Here is a 15,415-nt window from a genome sequence, read left to right on the forward strand (position 1 = left end):
TCAAGCAGGACGGACGAGGAGCGCGACCGGGTAGAGGTCGAGCACGGCGGTGAGCAGCGGGGCGCCGCCCTCGACGGGACGCCCGGTGACCACGTCGGTCCAGTCGTCGGCGCCGCCGGGCAGGGGCAGCGAGGTGTCGCCCCAGCCGCCGGCGGCCCGCAGCCCGACGGGCAGCCGGGTGGCCACGGCGACGAGGCGCTCGCGACCGGCCGCACCCCCGCGGGCGAAGGCCACGGCGTGGTCGGCCGCCGGCCCGGACGCCGGCAGCGGCGCGTACCCGGTGAACAGCTCCGGGCGGAAGCGCCGCAGCCGCAGCGCCGCGGACACCACGGCGAGCTTCGTGGCCGCGCGGTCGTCGTCGTCCCCGTCGAACTCCGGCACCCAGCCACTGTCGAGGCGCTCGAGCAGCCGGCGGCGCAGGGCGAAGTCGACGGGCCGGCGGTTGTCGGGGTCGACCAGCGAGTACTCGTAGCACTCGGTGCCCTGGTAGACGTCCGGCACGCCCGGCCCCGCGAGCTGCAGCAGCTTCTGGCCCAGCGCGTTGGCCCGCCCGTGCGCGTCGATCTGCGCGACGAACGCCTCGATCTCCGCGACGGCCTCGGCGTGGGCGAGCACCTGGCCCGGCCACGCCGCGATCGCCTCGTCGACCTCGGGTACCGCGTCGACGTGCGCGGTGACGAGCTTGGCCTCCTTGGACGCCTTGGTCAGGTAGCCCGCGAGGCGCTCCTCGGTGATCGGCCACGCCCCGAGCACCGACTGCCACGCCAGGAGCTCGAGCGACGGCGACGGCAGGGGATGCCGCGCCGCCGCGGTGCGCAGGAACGCGCCCCACTCGGCGGTGAGCTCGCTGAGCACGGCCAGGCGGGCCCGGACGTCCTCGGAGCGCTTGGTGTCGTGGGTGGACAGCGTCGACATCGTGGCCGGGGTGGCCGCGTCGCGGGCCGCCGCCTTGGCGTGGAACTCCGCCGGCGACACCCCGAAGCGGTCGGGCGCCCCGCCGACCTCGTTGAGCGCGACGAAGCGGTTCCACCGGTAGAACGTGGTGTCCTCGACGCCCTTGGCCGTGACCATGCCGCTGGTCTGCTCGACGCGGCGCGCCAGGTGGCCGTCGGGCTCGGCGATCATGGCCGCGTGGATCGTGCGGACGGTGTCCGCGAGCTCCGGGCGCGCCGTGGACGCCGTGTCCACCGCGCGGTCGAGCGCCGCGCGCCCCTCGGGGAGGTAGGAGCGGTAGACCGGGAACGAGCTGAGCAGCTCGGCGACGGCGTCGCGGACCTTCTCGTCGTCGCCGCCCCCGGGCACCAGGTTGGCGATCCGGCGCATCTCGGCCACGAGGATCTCGTCGGTGACCAGCCGCCGCGCCGTGTGCTCGACGGTGGACAGGCCCTCGCGCACCCCGGTGTGCTCGGCGGCGACGGCGTCGACGAGCGCCTCGCCGCGCGGGTCGACGAACAGGCCCTGCACCTCGCGCAGCGCCTCGTAGCCCGTCGTGCCGTCCACCGGCCAGGACAGGGGCAGCGCCTCGTCCGGACCGAGGATCTTCTCGACCAGCAGCCACGCGTCGTCACCCAGCGCCGCGCGCAGCCGCCGCAGGTACGCCCCCGGCGCGGTGAGGCCGTCGGGGTGGTCGATGCGCAGGCCGTCGAGCTGGCCCGCCGCGCGCCAGCGCAGCACCTCGGCGTGGGTGGCGTCGAAGATCTCCGGGTCGTCGACGCGGACCGCGGCGAGGTCGGAGACGTCGAAGAAGCGCCGGTACGTGAGCTCGGTGTTGCCGCGCCGCCAGTGCACGAGCCGGTAGTGCTGGCGCTCGTGCACCTCCTGCGCGCTGCCCTCGTCGCCCGTGCCGGGGGCGACGGGGTAGCGGTGCTCGTAGTAGTGCAGCTCGTCGCGGTCGTCGGAGAGCGTGAGCGCCTCGACGTCCTCGGGGGAGCCCAGGACCGGGATCAGCAGCGGCTGCGAGAGGTCGGCGTCGTACCAGGCGGCGTACGGCGAGTCCGGGCCCTCGCGCAGCAGCGACCACCACGACGGGTTGGCCGCGGGCACCGCCACGCCCATGTGGTTGGGCACGAGGTCGACGAGCACGCCGAGCCCGGCGGCGCGCAGCGTGGCCACGAGGTCGCGCCGGGCCGCCTCGCCGCCGAGCTCGTCGTTGGCGTGGGTGGGGTCGACGACGTCGTAGCCGTGGGTGGAGCCGGGCGCGGCCTGCAGGATCGGCGAGCAGTACAGCGTCCCCACCCCGAGGGCGTCGAGGTAGCCGACGAGCTCGCGGGCCGCGGCGAACGGCTGGTCGGGGGAGAGCTGGAGCCGGTAGGTGGAGGTGGGGATGCTCATGCCGCCCGGTCCGTGCGCTGCAGCAGCAGCATCGAGCGGGACGGGACGGTGAGGACGTCGCCGCCCACGTGGTCGTCGAGGTCCTCGGGCAGGGCCGGGGTGTTCCACGTCTGCGTGGTGCGCGCCGTGCCCACCACGACGTGGCCCGTGGCGGTGTCGAGCACCGTGCCCCAGCGGTGCGGGTGACCCTTGCCGGGCAGGGTGACCTCGCAGTCCTCGTGGTGGGCGTTGAAGATCAGCAGGAACGTGTCGTCGACGACGCGCTGGCCCCGCGGGTCGCTCTCGAGGATGCCGTCGCCGTTGAGGAACACGGTCAGCACGCCGGCGTCGCTGGACTCCCAGTCCTGGTCGGTCATCTCCTCGCCCGACGCGGCGAACCAGGCGATGTCGCGCTGGACCTCCGTGCCCTGTGCGCCCAGGGCCGGGCGGATGGGCCGGCCGTTGAAGAAGCGCCGGCGGCGGAACACCGGGTGGGAGGCGCGCAGCTCGGAGAGCGAGGAGGTGAAGTCCATCAGCTCGGAGTCGGCCTTCTCGGGCGACCACTCCATCCAGGAGATCTCCGAGTCCTGGCAGTAGCCGTTGTTGTTGCCGTACTGGGTGCGGCCCATCTCGTCGCCGTGCAGCAGCATCGGCACGCCCTGCGAGAGGAACAGGGTGGTGAGGAAGTTGCGCCGCTGGCGGTGGCGCAGCTCGAGCACCTCGGCGTCGTCGGTGGGGCCCTCGACGCCGTGGTTCCACGAGTTGTTGTCGTCGGCGCCGTCCTGGCCGCCCTCGCCGTTGGCCTCGTTGTGCTTCTCGTTGTACGAGACGAGGTCGTTGAGCGTGAAGCCGTCGTGCGCGGTGACGAAGTTGATCGAGGCGTAGGGCCGCCGGCCGTCGTCCTGGTAGAGGTCCGACGACCCGGTGAGCCGCGCGGCGAACTCGCCCATCGTGCCCGGGGTGCCGCGCCAGAAGTCGCGGACGGTGTCGCGGTACTTGCCGTTCCACTCGGTCCATCCGGGCGGGAAGTTGCCCACCTGGTAGCCGCCGGGGCCGACGTCCCACGGCTCGGCGATGAGCTTGACCTGCGAGATCACCGGGTCCTGCTGGACGAGGTCGAAGAACGTGGACAGCCGGTCGACGTCGTAGAACTCGCGGGCCAGCGTGGAGGCGAGGTCGAACCGGAAGCCGTCGACGTGCATCTCGGTGACCCAGTAGCGCAGCGAGTCCATGATCAGCTGCAAGGTGTGGGGCTGCCGGACGTTGAGCGAGTTCCCGGTGCCCGTGTAGTCCATGTAGTACTGCGGCTGGTCCTCGACGAGGCGGTAGTACGACTGGTTGTCGATGCCGCGCATGGACAGCGTCGGGCCCAGGTGGTTGCCCTCGGCGGTGTGGTTGTAGACGACGTCGAGGATCACCTCGATGCCCGCGGCGTGCAGGTCGCGCACCATCGCCTTGAACTCCTGCACGTGCGCGCCGGGCGCCGGGTTGCCCGTGATGCCCACCGAGGCGTAGCCGTAGTGCGGGGAGAAGAAGGCGATCGTGTTGTAGCCCCAGTAGTTGCGCAGACCGCGCTGCACGAGTGCGTCGTCGTGCACGAACTGGTGCACCGGCATGAGCTCGATGGCCGTGATGCCCAGCCGCTGCAGGTGCGCGATGACCGCCGGGTGCGCGACACCGGAGTAGGTGCCCTGCATCTGCTCCGGGACCTCGGGGTGCAGCGTGGTCAGGCCCTTGACGTGGGCCTCGTAGATCACGGTCTCGTGGTACGGCGTGTGCGGCGGCCGGTCGTCGTGCCAGTCGAAGAACGGGTTGATCACCACGGCCTTCGGCACGTGGGCCGCCGAGTCGGCGTCGTTGACCTCGTCGGGGGCGTCGAACCGGTACCCGAACAGCGACTCGTCCCAGGCGTAGGTGGACCCCAGGCTGCCGTCGATCGCCTTGGCGTATGGGTCGATGAGGAGCTTCGCCGGGTTGCAGCGCAGCCCCTGCGCCGGGTCGTGCGGCCCGTCGATGCGGTAGCCGTAGCGCTGGCCGGGCACGACGCCCGGCAGGTAGCCGTGCCAGACGAACCCGTCGCGCTCGGGGAGGGGGACGCAGGTCTCGGTGCCGTCCGCGTCGAACAGGCACAGCGTGACGCTCTGCGCGACCTCGCTGAACAGCGCGAAGTTCGTCCCGGCCCCGTCGTAGGTCGCCCCCAGGGGATAGGACGTGCCGGGCCAGGGCTGCATCGGGCTTCCTCCGAGGGGTGCGGGGTGGTCAGGCACGAGACGAGGAGTGCCCGGTGCGCACGTCGAGGATACGGGGCGCGACCGACAGCACCGAGGAGCCGACGGGAGGCCTCGCTACCATCCCCGGCGTGGCGACCGTGTTCACCAAGATCATCAACGGCGAGATCCCGGGACGTTTCGTCTGGTCGGACGACCAGGTGGTGGCGTTCCTGTCGATCAACCCGCTCGGGCCGGGACACGTCCTGGTGGTCCCGCGGGAGGAGGTCGACCAGTGGGTCGACGCCTCCCCGCAGCTGCTCGGGCACGTCATGACCGTCGCCCAGGCCGTCGGGACGGTGATCCGCACCACCTGGTCGCCCCCGCGCGTGGCGTTGATGATCGCCGGCCACGAGGTGCCGCACCTCCACGTCCACGTGCACCCGATGTGGGGCGCCGAGGCGTTCGACTTCTCCCGGGCCGACACCGACCCCGACCCCGCCGAGATGGACCGGAACGCCGAGGCGATCCGCGCCGGGCTGCGCGACGCGGGTCACGGTGACGTGGTGCCCGACGCGTGACGCAACTGGTGCTCGTCCGCCACGGCGAGCCGCTCGCGGCCACTGTGCTGCCCGGCGCCCCGGACGCGGGCGGCGGCGCGGACCCCGCGCTGTCCGACCGCGGCCGCGAGCAGGCCGACCGGTTCGCCGCCTGGCTCGCCGCGGCGCCCGAGCGCGACGACGTCGCCGAGATCGTCACCTCGACGATGCGCCGGTCGCGCGAGACCGCGGCACCGGCGGTGCGCCTGCTTGGCGTCGCCGAGCCCGTGGCCGTCGAGGACCTGTGCGAGTTCGACCGGGGACGGGCGAGCTACCAGCCGGTTCACGAGCGCGACGAGGACGACGAGGACTGGAAGAGCATCAAGGCCGGCCGGTTCCCCGCCTACGTCGACGGACCGGCCTTCACGGCGCGGGTGGTCGACGCCCTCGACGCGGTGGCCGCCCGGCAGGAGCCGCGGGCGACCGCTGTGGTCGTCTGCCACGCGGGCGTCGTCAACACCTACCTGTCGGTCGTGCTCGGCCTCGAGCGTCCGCTGACCTTCCCGCTGCACCACACCTCGGTGTCGCGGGTGCTCGTCTCGCGCTCGGGCACGCGGCGGGTCAGCTCGGTCAACGAGACCCAGCACGTCGCCGGGATCCTGTGAGCGCGCCGGACCGGGAGCGCTGGTGGCTCGGGGCCGAGCGGCTGCTCGCGTTCAGCGACGGCGTCGTGGCGATCGCCCTGACCCTGCTGATCCTGCCGCTGGCCGAGCTCGTCCCCGAGGCGTCGGAGCCGACCGGCTCCGGGCTGACGATCGTCACCGAGAACCTCGCGCCGATCGGCAGCTTCGTCCTGAGCTTCGTGGTCATCGCCCGGTTCTGGGTCGCGCACCACCGCGTCTTCGACGACGCGCCCCGCGTCTCGCCCGGCATCGTCTGGGTCAACACGGTCTGGTTGTTCACGGTCGTCGTGCTGCCGTTCCCGACCGAGATGGTCGGCGCCTTCCCCGAGGACCCCTTCACGCTGCGCTTCTACGTGGCGGCGCTGCTGGCCAGCAGCACGGTGCTCACGGTCACGACGGTGCTCGTCGCGCGCTCGCGGCCCCGCGACGAGCGGGCGCAGGCGCTGCTCTCCGGGTCGGGCGCCACGGCCCTGCTGCTCCTCGTGGTCTTCGTGACCACGCTCGTCGCCCCCGGCCTCGGCTACTGGCCGTTGCTCCTGCTGGTCGCGACCTCGCTCGTCGAGCGCGCGACCGGCCCCCTGATGCGCCGGGTCGTCACGCGCTCGTGACCCACGGACCGGCCGCCGGTCCCTACGGTGGTGCCGCCCGTCACCCCCGCGGTCCGTGAGGAGACCACCGTGCCCGTCACGCCACCCACCCCGGACGAGCTCGCCGCCCTGGCCGAGCGCGACCGCCTCGGCCTCGACGAGGCCGGCCTCGCGGCGTTCGCCCCGCTCGTCGAGGGCTCGTTCGGCGCCTACGACCGCGTCGAGGAGCTGTGGGCCGCGCAGGCGCCCGTCGCCCCGCGGCGCGAGTGGTCCTGGCCGGCGGACGGCGAGAACCGCTGGGGCGCCTGGTACGCGCGGTGCCACGTCGAGGGCGCGCCCGAGGGCCCGCTCGCGGGCCGGACGGTGGCGATCAAGGACAACACCGCGGTCGCCGGCGTCCCGATGGGCAACGGGTCGCGGCTCGTCGACGGGTACGTCCCGGCGCGCGACGCGACGGTGGTGACGCGCCTGCTCGAGGCCGGGGCGACGATCACGGGCAAGGCGGTGTGCGAGGACCTCTGCTTCTCGGGCGCCAGCCACACCTCGCACACCGGCCCCGTGCGCAACCCGTGGGACCCGACGCGCACCACCGGCGGCTCGTCCAGCGGCAGCGCGGCGCTGCTCGCGGCCGGCGAGGTCGACCTCGCCACCGGCGGCGACCAGGGCGGATCGATCCGCATGCCCGCCGCGATGAGCGGGATCGTCGGCCACAAGCCCACCCACGGCCTCGTGCCCTACACCGGCGCCTTCCCCATCGAGGCGACGATCGACCACCTCGGCCCGATGGCGCGCACGGTCGCCGACGCGGCCCTGGCGCTGGGGATCCTCGCCGGTCCGGACGGGCTCGACCCCCGCCAGCCCGACGCCGTCGCGCCCGTGGACTACCTGGCCGAGATCGCCCGCGGGGCGCAGGGGCTGCGCGTCGGGGTCGTCACCGAGGGCTTCGGGCACGAGGGCCTGTCGGTGCCCGGCGTCGACGCCAGCGTCCGGTCGGCGCTCGACGTGCTCGCCGGCGCGGGCCTCGCCGTCGAGGAGGTGTCGCTGCCCTGGCACCGTCACGCCTTCGACGTGTGGACGGTGGTGGCCACCGACGGCGTGGTCGCGCAGATGATCGAGGGCAACGGCTACGGGATGAACTGGGAGGGGCTCTACGACCCCGACCTCATCGCGCACTACGGGCGGCTGCGCGCCCAGCGCGGCCACCTCTTCTCCGACCCGGTGAAGATGGTGACGATGGCCGGCCGCCACACCCTGACCACCGAGCACGGGCGCCACTACGCCATGGCCCGCAACCTCGTGCCCGCCGCCCGCGCGGCCTACGACGCGGCGCTCGCCGACCACGACGTGCTGGTCATGCCCACCGTGCCGATCCTGCCGACCACCCTGGTGGGGGAGGGGACGCCGGTCGCCGAGGGCGTCGCCCGCGCGCTGGAGATGATCGTCAACACCGCGCCCACCGACGTGACCGGGCACCCCGCGACGTCGGTGCCGACCGCCCCCGTCGACGGCCTGCCGGTCGGGATGATGATCGTCGGCCGGCGCTTCGACGACGCCACGTGCCTGCGCGTCGCCCACGCCTTCGAGCAGGCCGTCGGGGGCTTCCCGGCGCCGCCCGTGCCCGCGGGCGTGGCGGCGGGCTGAGGCTCGGGGCCGGCGTGATCGGGACATAGCGTCAAGATCGCGTCGAGACCGCCGCCGACCCCCGTCCGCGTCGGCCCGGGACTGTCGGGGGTCTGGTTTATCTTCGAACACATGAGCGAAGGTGGGGCTGTCGGGCAGGCCGAGCGGGAGGCGCTCGACCGGTTCCGCGACGGCATCACCGCGCTGCGCGCCGCTCAGTACCGGTTGCTCGAGGACGTCGCCGACCTGCAGCGGTTGGGGGTCGCGCGGCAGACCGGTGACCGGTTCACCGAACGCCTGGTGCAAGAGCTGGGGCGGTTGAACCGGCGCGACGCGGATCGGCTGGTCGACGAGGCCGCCGACCTCGTGCCCCAGCTCGCGCTCTCGGGGGAGCCGCTGCCGCCGCGGCTGCCGGCGACGGCCACCGTCTACGCGGGCGGGGAGATCGGGCCGGGGCATGTGGCGGTGATCCGGCGGACCATGAGCCGCCTCGACAAGGTCGACGGCCTCGACCCGGCGGTGTGGGCGGAGACCGAGGCGAGCTTGGCCGAGGCCGCGACCCGGCTCTCCCCGGACGCGCTGGTGCGGGTCGCGGCGCGGGCGCTGGCCTACGCCGACCCCGACGGCGCGGCGCCGGATCCGCGGGAGGAGCGCGACGACGAGCTGCTGATGTCCTCGCGGCGCGACGGGACGTTGCGGATGACCGCCACGTTCCGCGGGGCGGTGAACGCCGAGATCGTCCGCGAGGGGTTCGACGCCGCATCGACCCCTGCGGACCCGGACGACGACCGGTCGCTGGGGAATCGACAGGCGGGGGCGCTGGTCGAGTTCGTGCTCGGCGCGCAAGGGGCTGGCGGCATCCTCGCCGACGACGACATCAGCGAGTCGCAGCCCGAGGCCGCCGGCTCCGAGCCGGAGGTCGAGGACGCGCTGATCCCCGCACCGCGCACGCCCGAGCCGCGGGTAGCGCTGCGGCGCCGGGCGCCGCGGTCGATGGGGCGGCCCCTGTTGACCATCACGATGGACCACCGGTGGCTCCAGGCCGCGGTCGGTCACGGCACCCTCGATTCCGGGCACCTCGCCGACGCCGCCACCGTCCGCCGGTGGGCGTGCGACGCCGAGATCATCCCCATGGTCCTGGGCTCCAAGTCCGAGCCCCTCGACGTGGGGCGCCTGGCGCGCACCGCCACCGACGCCATCCGCCGCGCCCTCAACATCAGAGACGGCGGCTGCGCCTTCCCTGGCTGCACCCGACCACCACGGCGCTGCCACGCCCACCACATCCACCACTGGCTCGACGGCGGCGACACCGAGCTGCACAACATGGTGCTGCTCTGCCAGCACCACCACCTCGTCATCCACCACGACCACTGGGTCGTCGACATGATCGACGGACTGCCCTGGTTCACCCCGCCGCCCTGGATCGACCCCGACCAGAGACCCCGGCTCGGCGGACGACCACGCGTCCCCACCTGACGTGACGCGGGTCACCACCGACCTCGGGTCGATCCGGCGGGTCCCGCTCGTGGTGGGGCGAGTCCCCGCGAGCTGCGCGGCGACCGCCACACGAGGAGCACCACCGTGACCCCCGGCATCGTCGACCTGCCCCCCGCACGCAACCTGCTCTCCGGCCTCGTGATGGTCGAGTCCGCCCGGTGGCACGACGGGCGGCTCTGGTTCGCGCACTGGGGCGCCGGCGAGGTCGTCGCGGTCGACCTCGACGGCACGGCCGAGGTCATGGCACCCGGACCGCGCCGGATGGGCTGGTCGATCGACTGGCTGCCCGACGGCACCCTGCTCACCACCGGCGACGAGATCACCCGCCACGATCCCGGCGGCGCCGTGGTCATCCGGGACCAGGGCGCCAACGAGATCGTCGTCGACCCGCGCGGTCACGTGTACGTCGACGGCGCCGACTTCGACTTCGTCGGCGGGGGTGCGCCGGAACCCGGGTGGATCGACCTCGTCGCGCCCGACGGGTCCTCGCGCCGGGTCGCGGGCGACATCGAGTTCCCGAACGGCATGGTCGTGACCCCCGACGGCTCCACCCTCGTCGTCGCCGAGTCCTTCGCCGGGCGCCTGTCCGCCTTCGACATCGGCGAGGACGGAAGCCTGAGCGGACGCCGCGTGTGGGCCGAGGGGCTCGGGCCCGACGGCATCGTCATCGACGCCGAGGGCGGGATCTGGACGCAGACCGCCGACACCGTCGCGTACACGGGCGACCCCGGCTCCCCGGCAGGAGCCTGCGTGCGGGTGCTGGACGGCGGGGAGATCACCCACCGGATCGAGACCGACCTGCCCTGCTTCTCCTGCGTCCTCGGGGGTCCCGAGGGCCGGCACCTGTTCCTGCTGTGCAACGAGTTCGAGGGCGTCGACCGGTTGACGGCCGTGCAGCAGCGGCGATCCGCGCGGGTCCTCGTCACCGAGGTGCCGGTGTCCCCGGCCTGCTGATCACTGCAGGTAGTCGTGCACCTGCTTCTCGGTCGCCTGGCCCGGGTCGCCGCCGAAGTCGCGGCCCGCGCGGCGGCGGCGCAGCACGTCCCAGCACTGGTCGAGCCGCTCCTCGATCGAGCGCAGGCGGGCGCGGTCGTCCTCGTCGATCTTCTCGCCGTGGGCGCGCAGCCGGTGCTCCTCCTCGACCAGCGTGTGGATCGTCTGCAGGGTCTCGTCGTCCGCCATGGGCACGACCCTAATCACTTCCGGACGAGCGCCACGAGGTCCCGCACGCCGGCGTCGGGCAGGTAGGCCCGCCCGATGCCCAGCCCGACGCGCGGGAGGTCGGCCTCGTCGCGGTGCACGAGGTACATCGGCGCGTAGCGCGGCTGGAACTTCGCCTTGAACTGGTGTAGCGAGCGGAAGCCGTAGTACGGCTCGAGCAGGGCGCCCATCCGGTCGAGCACGCGGTCGAGCACGTCGTGGCTCGCCGCGTCCTCGGCCTCCTCGGTGCGCGCGAGCGGTGCGCCCGACAGCGACAGGAACCGCGCTCCCTCCTCCTGGAAGGTCAGGCACGCCGAGGCGATGAGGTACTCGACGACGGCGCGGAACCCGTCCTGGCGCCGGCGCATGACGTCGAGGGTCCAGCCGACGACCTCGGGACCCCCCGCCCCGCCCGGCCCGTACACCGGCAGCCACGACGTGACGCCGTGGATCGTGCCCTCGGCGTCGACGGCGAGCCCGGTGCGGACCTCCGGGTCGAGGGCCTCCTCGACGCCGCCGAGCGTGAAGCCCATCTCGGGCAGGCCCTTGTCGCCCACCCACTCCTCGGAGATCGCCCGCACCTGCGCGACGACGGCGCGCGGTTCCTCCTCGAGGCGCACCATGCGGTGGGTGATCCCGGCCTTGCCCGCGCGGTTGAAGGCGCTGCGGACGTTCTGCCAGGGCTTGCCCTTGAACTCCAGGCCGTCGAGGTCGATGAGCGTGTCCTCGGCGACCTGCAGCGTGCGCCACCCGTCGGCCCGCGCCTGCTCGGCGAGCTCGGCGGTGGCGGAGAACAGGCACGGCACCCAGCCGGCGCGCTCGGCCATCGCGCGGAAGTCCTCGAGCGCGGCGGCGCGGTCGGCCGGCGCGACGATCGGGTCGCCGAGGGCCACCGCGACGCCGGCGTGCACGCGGAACGCGGTGATCCCGTCGGCGGTGCCGTGGGTCAGGTAGCGGTTCTCCGGCCAGGTCGTCATCCAGGACAGGGTCGACCCGCCGTGGCGGTGCAGTGCGTCGCGGGCGACCTCGGGGCCGGTGCGGGCGCCGTTCTCCCGACGGCGCAGGCGCCGCCGCGACGGCACCGCGAAGGCGTGCCGGCCCGCCACCAGCCACACCAGCAGCGCCGACCACAGCACCGCGTTGGGCACGAACACCGCGAGTCCGACGAGCTCGATCTGGTCCATCTGGTCGGTGATCTGCGCGAACACGACCGCGCCGATCACGAACAGTCCCAGCAGCGTGTACAGCGCGCCGAGGCAGAGCCCCAGGACCCAGGCGATCCGGCGCCCGCGGCGCAGGCCCTCGGCCAGCAGCAGCGAGACCACGGCGGAGATCACGGTCTCGGTGACGGTGGAGTCCGACGCGGTGTCGCCGAGCGGTCCGACGACCGGGACCACCAGCGTCAGCACCCGGATCACGGCGATGACGAGGAGCCCGGCCGCGGCGACCAGGCGCCACTCGCGGCGACCCGGGCGGCCAGAAGGGACCTCGCCGGCGCGGGCGATCCGGCGCCCGAGGGGGAGCGCGACGGCCAGGACGAGCACGTGCTCGACGTCGGCGAGGTGGCCGAGGAACAGCAGCCCCACGGCGGCGACGCCGACGAGCACCAGGCGCAGCCGCAGCCGCCAGGGCGCGGCGAGCGTGGCCGAGGCGACGGCCACCACCGCGAGCACGCCCGGCGAGATCCCGCCGCCGAGGGAGGCCGCGACGCCGACCGCCCAGGCCCACCCGGTGGCCGCGAGCGCCGCGACCAGGGCGATCGTCACCGCGACCGCGGCGACCTGGCCGGCGACGAGCAGCACCGCGGTGCGCCGCGACCCGAGGCGCCCCTCGCCCCAGCCGACCCCGAGCGCGACGAGGAGCAGACCGACCCACGCGCCGGCCGGGTGCGCGCTGACGAGTGCGCCGGTGAGCACTGTCCAGGGGTGGCCCGCGGCGATCGAGGGGACGCCGTGGGCGATCGCGTCGCCCCACGTCCGGTCGGCGACGGGGCTCCAGAACGCCCCGGTGGCGACGCCGGCGACGACGAGCAGCAGCAGGGTCACCGCCGTCACGGGCCGCCGGCGCGCGACCGCGAGGGCCCGTGCCCCAGCCTCGCCCGTCCGGGACGGGGCCGGCGTGGTCTCGGGAGGGGCGGTCACCGTCATGGGGCGAACTCCTGGTGGTCACGGATCGCGACGAGATCGTCGCCCGGTGCGGCCGGACGGGTGAGGACTGAGTCGAGTCTGCGGTCCGTGTCGCGGAATGACAATCCTCTGGGTGATCGACGCTCTCGACGCGGGCGCCCGCGACCGTCACGATCATCGCGTGGAGTCCGACGGGCCAGGCGAGCTCGACGAGTCCGACGTCCGCGACCGGCGCCTGCTGCTCCTGTCGGTGTGGGCGTCCGCCGCCTTCGCGGTGCTGTCGTCGGTGTGGGGAGTGCTCAGCGGCTCGTCGATGATCGTGTTCGACGGGCTCTACTCCTTCGCGAGCATCGGGCTCTCGGTGCTCGCCGTCCTCGCGCTGCGCACCTCGCGCCGGGGGGCGGACGAGCGATACCCCTGGGGCCGCGAGGTGTGGGAGCCGGTGACCGTGGTCGTCAAGGCCTTCGCCCTCGGCGCGCTCTGCGTCTACGCCGTCGTGGGCGGGGTGACGGACCTGTTCGCGGGCGGGCGCGAGGTCGCGACGGGGTGGGCCCTCCTCTACGCCGTCATCGCCACCGCCGGCGGCGTCGTCGTCACCCTCTTCATGCGCCGCGGCGGGCGGTCGGACCTGGTGCGCGCCGAGGCGGCCGAGTGGGTGGGCGACACGCTGCTCTCGGTGGGGGTGCTCGTCGGCTTCGTCATCGCCGCCGTGCTCGTGGCGGTGGGACGGCCGGACATCGCCGCCTACGTCGACCCGGGGATGGTCGTCCTCGTCTCGCTGCTCTTCCTGCGGGTGCCCGCGAAGCTGATCGGCGGGGGGATGCGGGAGATCCTGGCGATGTCCCCGCCGCCGGAGACGCGGGCGGAGCTCGAGGCGGCGGTGGGGGCCGTGCGCGAGCAGTTCGGGCTCGCGGAGTCGTTCCTGCGGGCCTCGAAGGTCGGGGGCCGCGTCGACGTGGAGGTGGACTACGTGGTGGGGGAGAAGTCGGCGGTGGCCACGGTGGCCGACTGCGACGCGGTGCGCGCGGCCCTGCACGAGCGGCTGGTCGCCCTCGGGCACGAGCGGTCTGTCGTCGTCGCGTTCACCACCGACCGGAGGTGGGCCCTGTGAGCGGGACGCCGGTGGTGGTGCACCTGCGCCGCCCCGGCGACCTCGTCGCCGTCGACCCCGCGCTGCTGCTGGAGGACGACGACGCGCGGACGGTGCCGGGCGCGGACGAGGTGCTCGACGAGCTGCTGACCCGCCGGCGGGTCGGGCGGGGCGACCGGGTCGTGGTCACGCTGCCCGCCGCCGGGGTCGGGCCGGACCGGGCGGCGACCGAGGCCCTGCTGGCCACGACGCTGCGGCGCTGGTGCCGCCGGCGCCTCGAGGGCACCGAGCGCGAGGCCGCGGTGCTGCACCGCCAGGGCTGGGCCTCGCTGCGCCCGGGCCTGCCGCTGTTCCTCATCGGCCTGCTGTTCTCGACCGACTTCCTCGCCCCCGACGTCCCGGAGTTCTTCCAGAACCTGCTCGGCAACGGCGTCTTCCTCGTCATCGCCTGGGTGGGGCTCTGGTATCCCCTGGACCTGCTGTTCTTCGCGCGCCTGCCGCTGCGCCGCCAGCGCCGGGTCCTGGACGCCCTGCTGGCGATGCCGGTCGAGGTGCGTGTTCGGGAGACTGCGCCGGAGGGGTGACGGCGGCGGCCAGCCGGGTGAGCCGGCGTTCCGTCGCGGTCGCCGTGGGTGGACGCTCGCGGGCGAGCGCTCGGCGGCGACGGGGTCGGCCATGGGAACAGCCCGGGGGGACGGCGAGTGGCTGGAGCTCGTCGCCGACCTCCTCGGGCGGCCACTGACCGACTGGCCCGTCCAGCAGATCCTGCCCTTGCTCGCGCGATCGTTCGACGCGCCGGCCGCCGCGTTCTACGGCCGGGCGCCGTCGAGCCCGCTCGGCCAGGAGGCGTGGCCGCCGGACCTCTACACCGACCGCTTCGACGACGTCCTGCGCTGGGGCCGGGAGCGCGCCCCACGGGAGCACCCGCTGCTGCGCTACTACCTCGCCACCGGCCGGCCGGACGTGATGCAGGTGCGCGACGTGCCCGCGCAGTTCGCGGACCTGCGGGTGCACGAGCGGTGGCGCGCCGCGTGCGACGACGTGATCGGCAGCGACGTCGTCATGCAGGTGTCGCTGCCCGTCTGCCTGGGGCCGAGCACGAACCGGTCGTTCCTCGTCGGGCGGGTCGACCCGTACTCACCTGAGGAGATCGCGGCCATGAGGCGCCTGCAGCGGGTGTTCGAGGGCCTCGACCGCCAGATCAGCGCCCACGCGCGCTGGTCGGCCCGGACCGGCACGCACGCGGTGGCCACCGCCTGCGAGGTCGGGCTGACCCCGCGCGAGAGCGCCGTGCTCGACCTCCTCGCGTCCGGCGGCACGGCGCGCGCGATCGCCCGGCGCCTGGCCGTGGGGGAGCGGACGGTGCAGAAGCACCTGCAGCGCGTCTACGCGAAGCTCGACGTCACCGACCGGCTGGCCGCGGTCCAGCGCGCCCAGGTGCTGGGCCTGCTCCCCGCGCCGGCACTCCGCCGGCCCTGACGTACGCACTTCCCGCCCTGTCGGGAGCGTCACGTCCCGAGGTGAATGGTCCCGACGCGACCACCACCACCACCACG

The 15,415-nt window shown here is 74.1% G+C and carries 13 protein-coding genes; 9 read left to right on the forward strand and 4 right to left on the reverse strand.

What is annotated here, in order from left to right:
* Both treY and glgX read right to left on the reverse strand, forming a co-directional pair.
* A complete protein-coding gene (treY, locus tag ACQPX6_RS12690; protein WP_433787675.1) occupies positions 1-2,331 on the reverse strand; it encodes a malto-oligosyltrehalose synthase in 2,331 nt (776 codons plus the stop codon).
* Positions 2,328-4,541, reverse strand: coding sequence for a glycogen debranching protein GlgX (gene glgX / locus ACQPX6_RS12695; protein WP_433787676.1), 2,214 nt, complete (start codon positions 4,539-4,541; stop codon positions 2,328-2,330). The genes treY and glgX overlap by 4 nt, the downstream gene beginning before the upstream one ends.
* Before the next feature lie 128 nt (positions 4,542-4,669).
* On the opposite strand from glgX, the gene ACQPX6_RS12700 reads away from it, so the two are divergent.
* The 6 genes from ACQPX6_RS12700 (at position 4,670) to ACQPX6_RS12725 (ending at position 10,397) form a co-directional block, all read left to right on the forward strand.
* On the forward strand, positions 4,670-5,098 hold the full coding sequence (locus tag ACQPX6_RS12700) for an HIT family protein (protein WP_433787677.1): 429 nt from the start codon (positions 4,670-4,672) through the stop codon (positions 5,096-5,098).
* Positions 5,095-5,721, forward strand: a complete 627-nt coding sequence (locus ACQPX6_RS12705) for a histidine phosphatase family protein (RefSeq protein ID WP_433787678.1) — start codon at positions 5,095-5,097, stop codon at positions 5,719-5,721. The genes ACQPX6_RS12700 and ACQPX6_RS12705 overlap by 4 nt, the downstream gene beginning before the upstream one ends.
* Positions 5,718-6,347: a TMEM175 family protein gene (locus ACQPX6_RS12710; protein WP_433787679.1), complete on the forward strand. Its 630-nt coding sequence runs from the start codon at positions 5,718-5,720 to the stop codon at positions 6,345-6,347. Before ACQPX6_RS12705 ends, ACQPX6_RS12710 begins: the two co-directional genes overlap by 4 nt.
* Positions 6,348-6,416: 69 nt before the next feature.
* The gene (locus ACQPX6_RS12715; RefSeq protein WP_433787680.1) at positions 6,417-7,967 is read left to right on the forward strand and encodes an amidase; all 1,551 of its coding nucleotides are present in this window, start codon (positions 6,417-6,419) and stop codon (positions 7,965-7,967) included.
* 111 nt (positions 7,968-8,078) lie between these two features.
* Complete coding sequence (locus ACQPX6_RS12720) at positions 8,079-9,422, forward strand: DUF222 domain-containing protein (RefSeq protein WP_433787681.1); 1,344 nt, start codon at positions 8,079-8,081, stop codon at positions 9,420-9,422.
* 105 nt (positions 9,423-9,527) lie between these two features.
* Positions 9,528-10,397, forward strand: coding sequence for an SMP-30/gluconolactonase/LRE family protein (locus ACQPX6_RS12725; protein ID WP_433787682.1), 870 nt, complete (start codon positions 9,528-9,530; stop codon positions 10,395-10,397).
* Here the strand turns inward: ACQPX6_RS12725 and ACQPX6_RS12730 are convergent, their stop codons facing one another.
* Both ACQPX6_RS12730 and ACQPX6_RS12735 read right to left on the reverse strand, forming a co-directional pair.
* Complete coding sequence (locus ACQPX6_RS12730; RefSeq protein WP_433787683.1) at positions 10,398-10,625, reverse strand: DUF2630 family protein; 228 nt, start codon at positions 10,623-10,625, stop codon at positions 10,398-10,400.
* 14 nt (positions 10,626-10,639) lie between these two features.
* Complete coding sequence (locus ACQPX6_RS12735; protein WP_433787684.1) at positions 10,640-12,790, reverse strand: bifunctional lysylphosphatidylglycerol flippase/synthetase MprF; 2,151 nt, start codon at positions 12,788-12,790, stop codon at positions 10,640-10,642.
* A gap of 112 nt (positions 12,791-12,902) precedes the next feature.
* Here ACQPX6_RS12735 and ACQPX6_RS12740 point away from each other — a divergent pair, with 112 nt between their 5' ends.
* The 3 genes from ACQPX6_RS12740 (at position 12,903) to ACQPX6_RS12750 (ending at position 15,338) form a co-directional block, all read left to right on the forward strand.
* On the forward strand, positions 12,903-13,880 hold the full coding sequence (locus ACQPX6_RS12740; protein ID WP_433787685.1) for a cation diffusion facilitator family transporter: 978 nt from the start codon (positions 12,903-12,905) through the stop codon (positions 13,878-13,880).
* Positions 13,877-14,443, forward strand: coding sequence for a hypothetical protein (locus ACQPX6_RS12745; RefSeq protein WP_433787686.1), 567 nt, complete (start codon positions 13,877-13,879; stop codon positions 14,441-14,443). The genes ACQPX6_RS12740 and ACQPX6_RS12745 overlap by 4 nt, the downstream gene beginning before the upstream one ends.
* 91 nt (positions 14,444-14,534) lie before the next feature.
* Positions 14,535-15,338 carry a response regulator transcription factor gene (locus tag ACQPX6_RS12750; protein WP_433787687.1) on the forward strand — a complete coding sequence of 268 codons (804 nt, stop codon included), beginning with the start codon at positions 14,535-14,537 and terminating at the stop codon, positions 15,336-15,338.
* The last annotated feature ends 77 nt before the right edge of the window (positions 15,339-15,415 follow it).

This window comes from Actinomycetospora sp. CA-101289 (assembly GCF_050955895.1).
Taxonomy (GTDB): Bacteria; Actinomycetota; Actinomycetes; order Mycobacteriales; family Pseudonocardiaceae; genus Actinomycetospora.

Coding starts and splice junctions, on each gene's coding strand:
- treY (WP_433787675.1), bottom strand. CDS start 2,331: ATGAGCATCCCCACCTCCACCTACCGGCTCCAGCTCTCCCCCGACCAG.
- glgX (WP_433787676.1), bottom strand. CDS start 4,541: ATGCAGCCCTGGCCCGGCACGTCCTATCCCCTGGGGGCGACCTACGAC.
- ACQPX6_RS12720 (WP_433787681.1), top strand. CDS start 8,079: ATGAGCGAAGGTGGGGCTGTCGGGCAGGCCGAGCGGGAGGCGCTCGAC.
- ACQPX6_RS12730 (WP_433787683.1), bottom strand. CDS start 10,625: ATGGCGGACGACGAGACCCTGCAGACGATCCACACGCTGGTCGAGGAG.
- ACQPX6_RS12735 (WP_433787684.1), bottom strand. CDS start 12,790: ATGACGGTGACCGCCCCTCCCGAGACCACGCCGGCCCCGTCCCGGACG.
- ACQPX6_RS12750 (WP_433787687.1), top strand. CDS start 14,535: ATGGGAACAGCCCGGGGGGACGGCGAGTGGCTGGAGCTCGTCGCCGAC.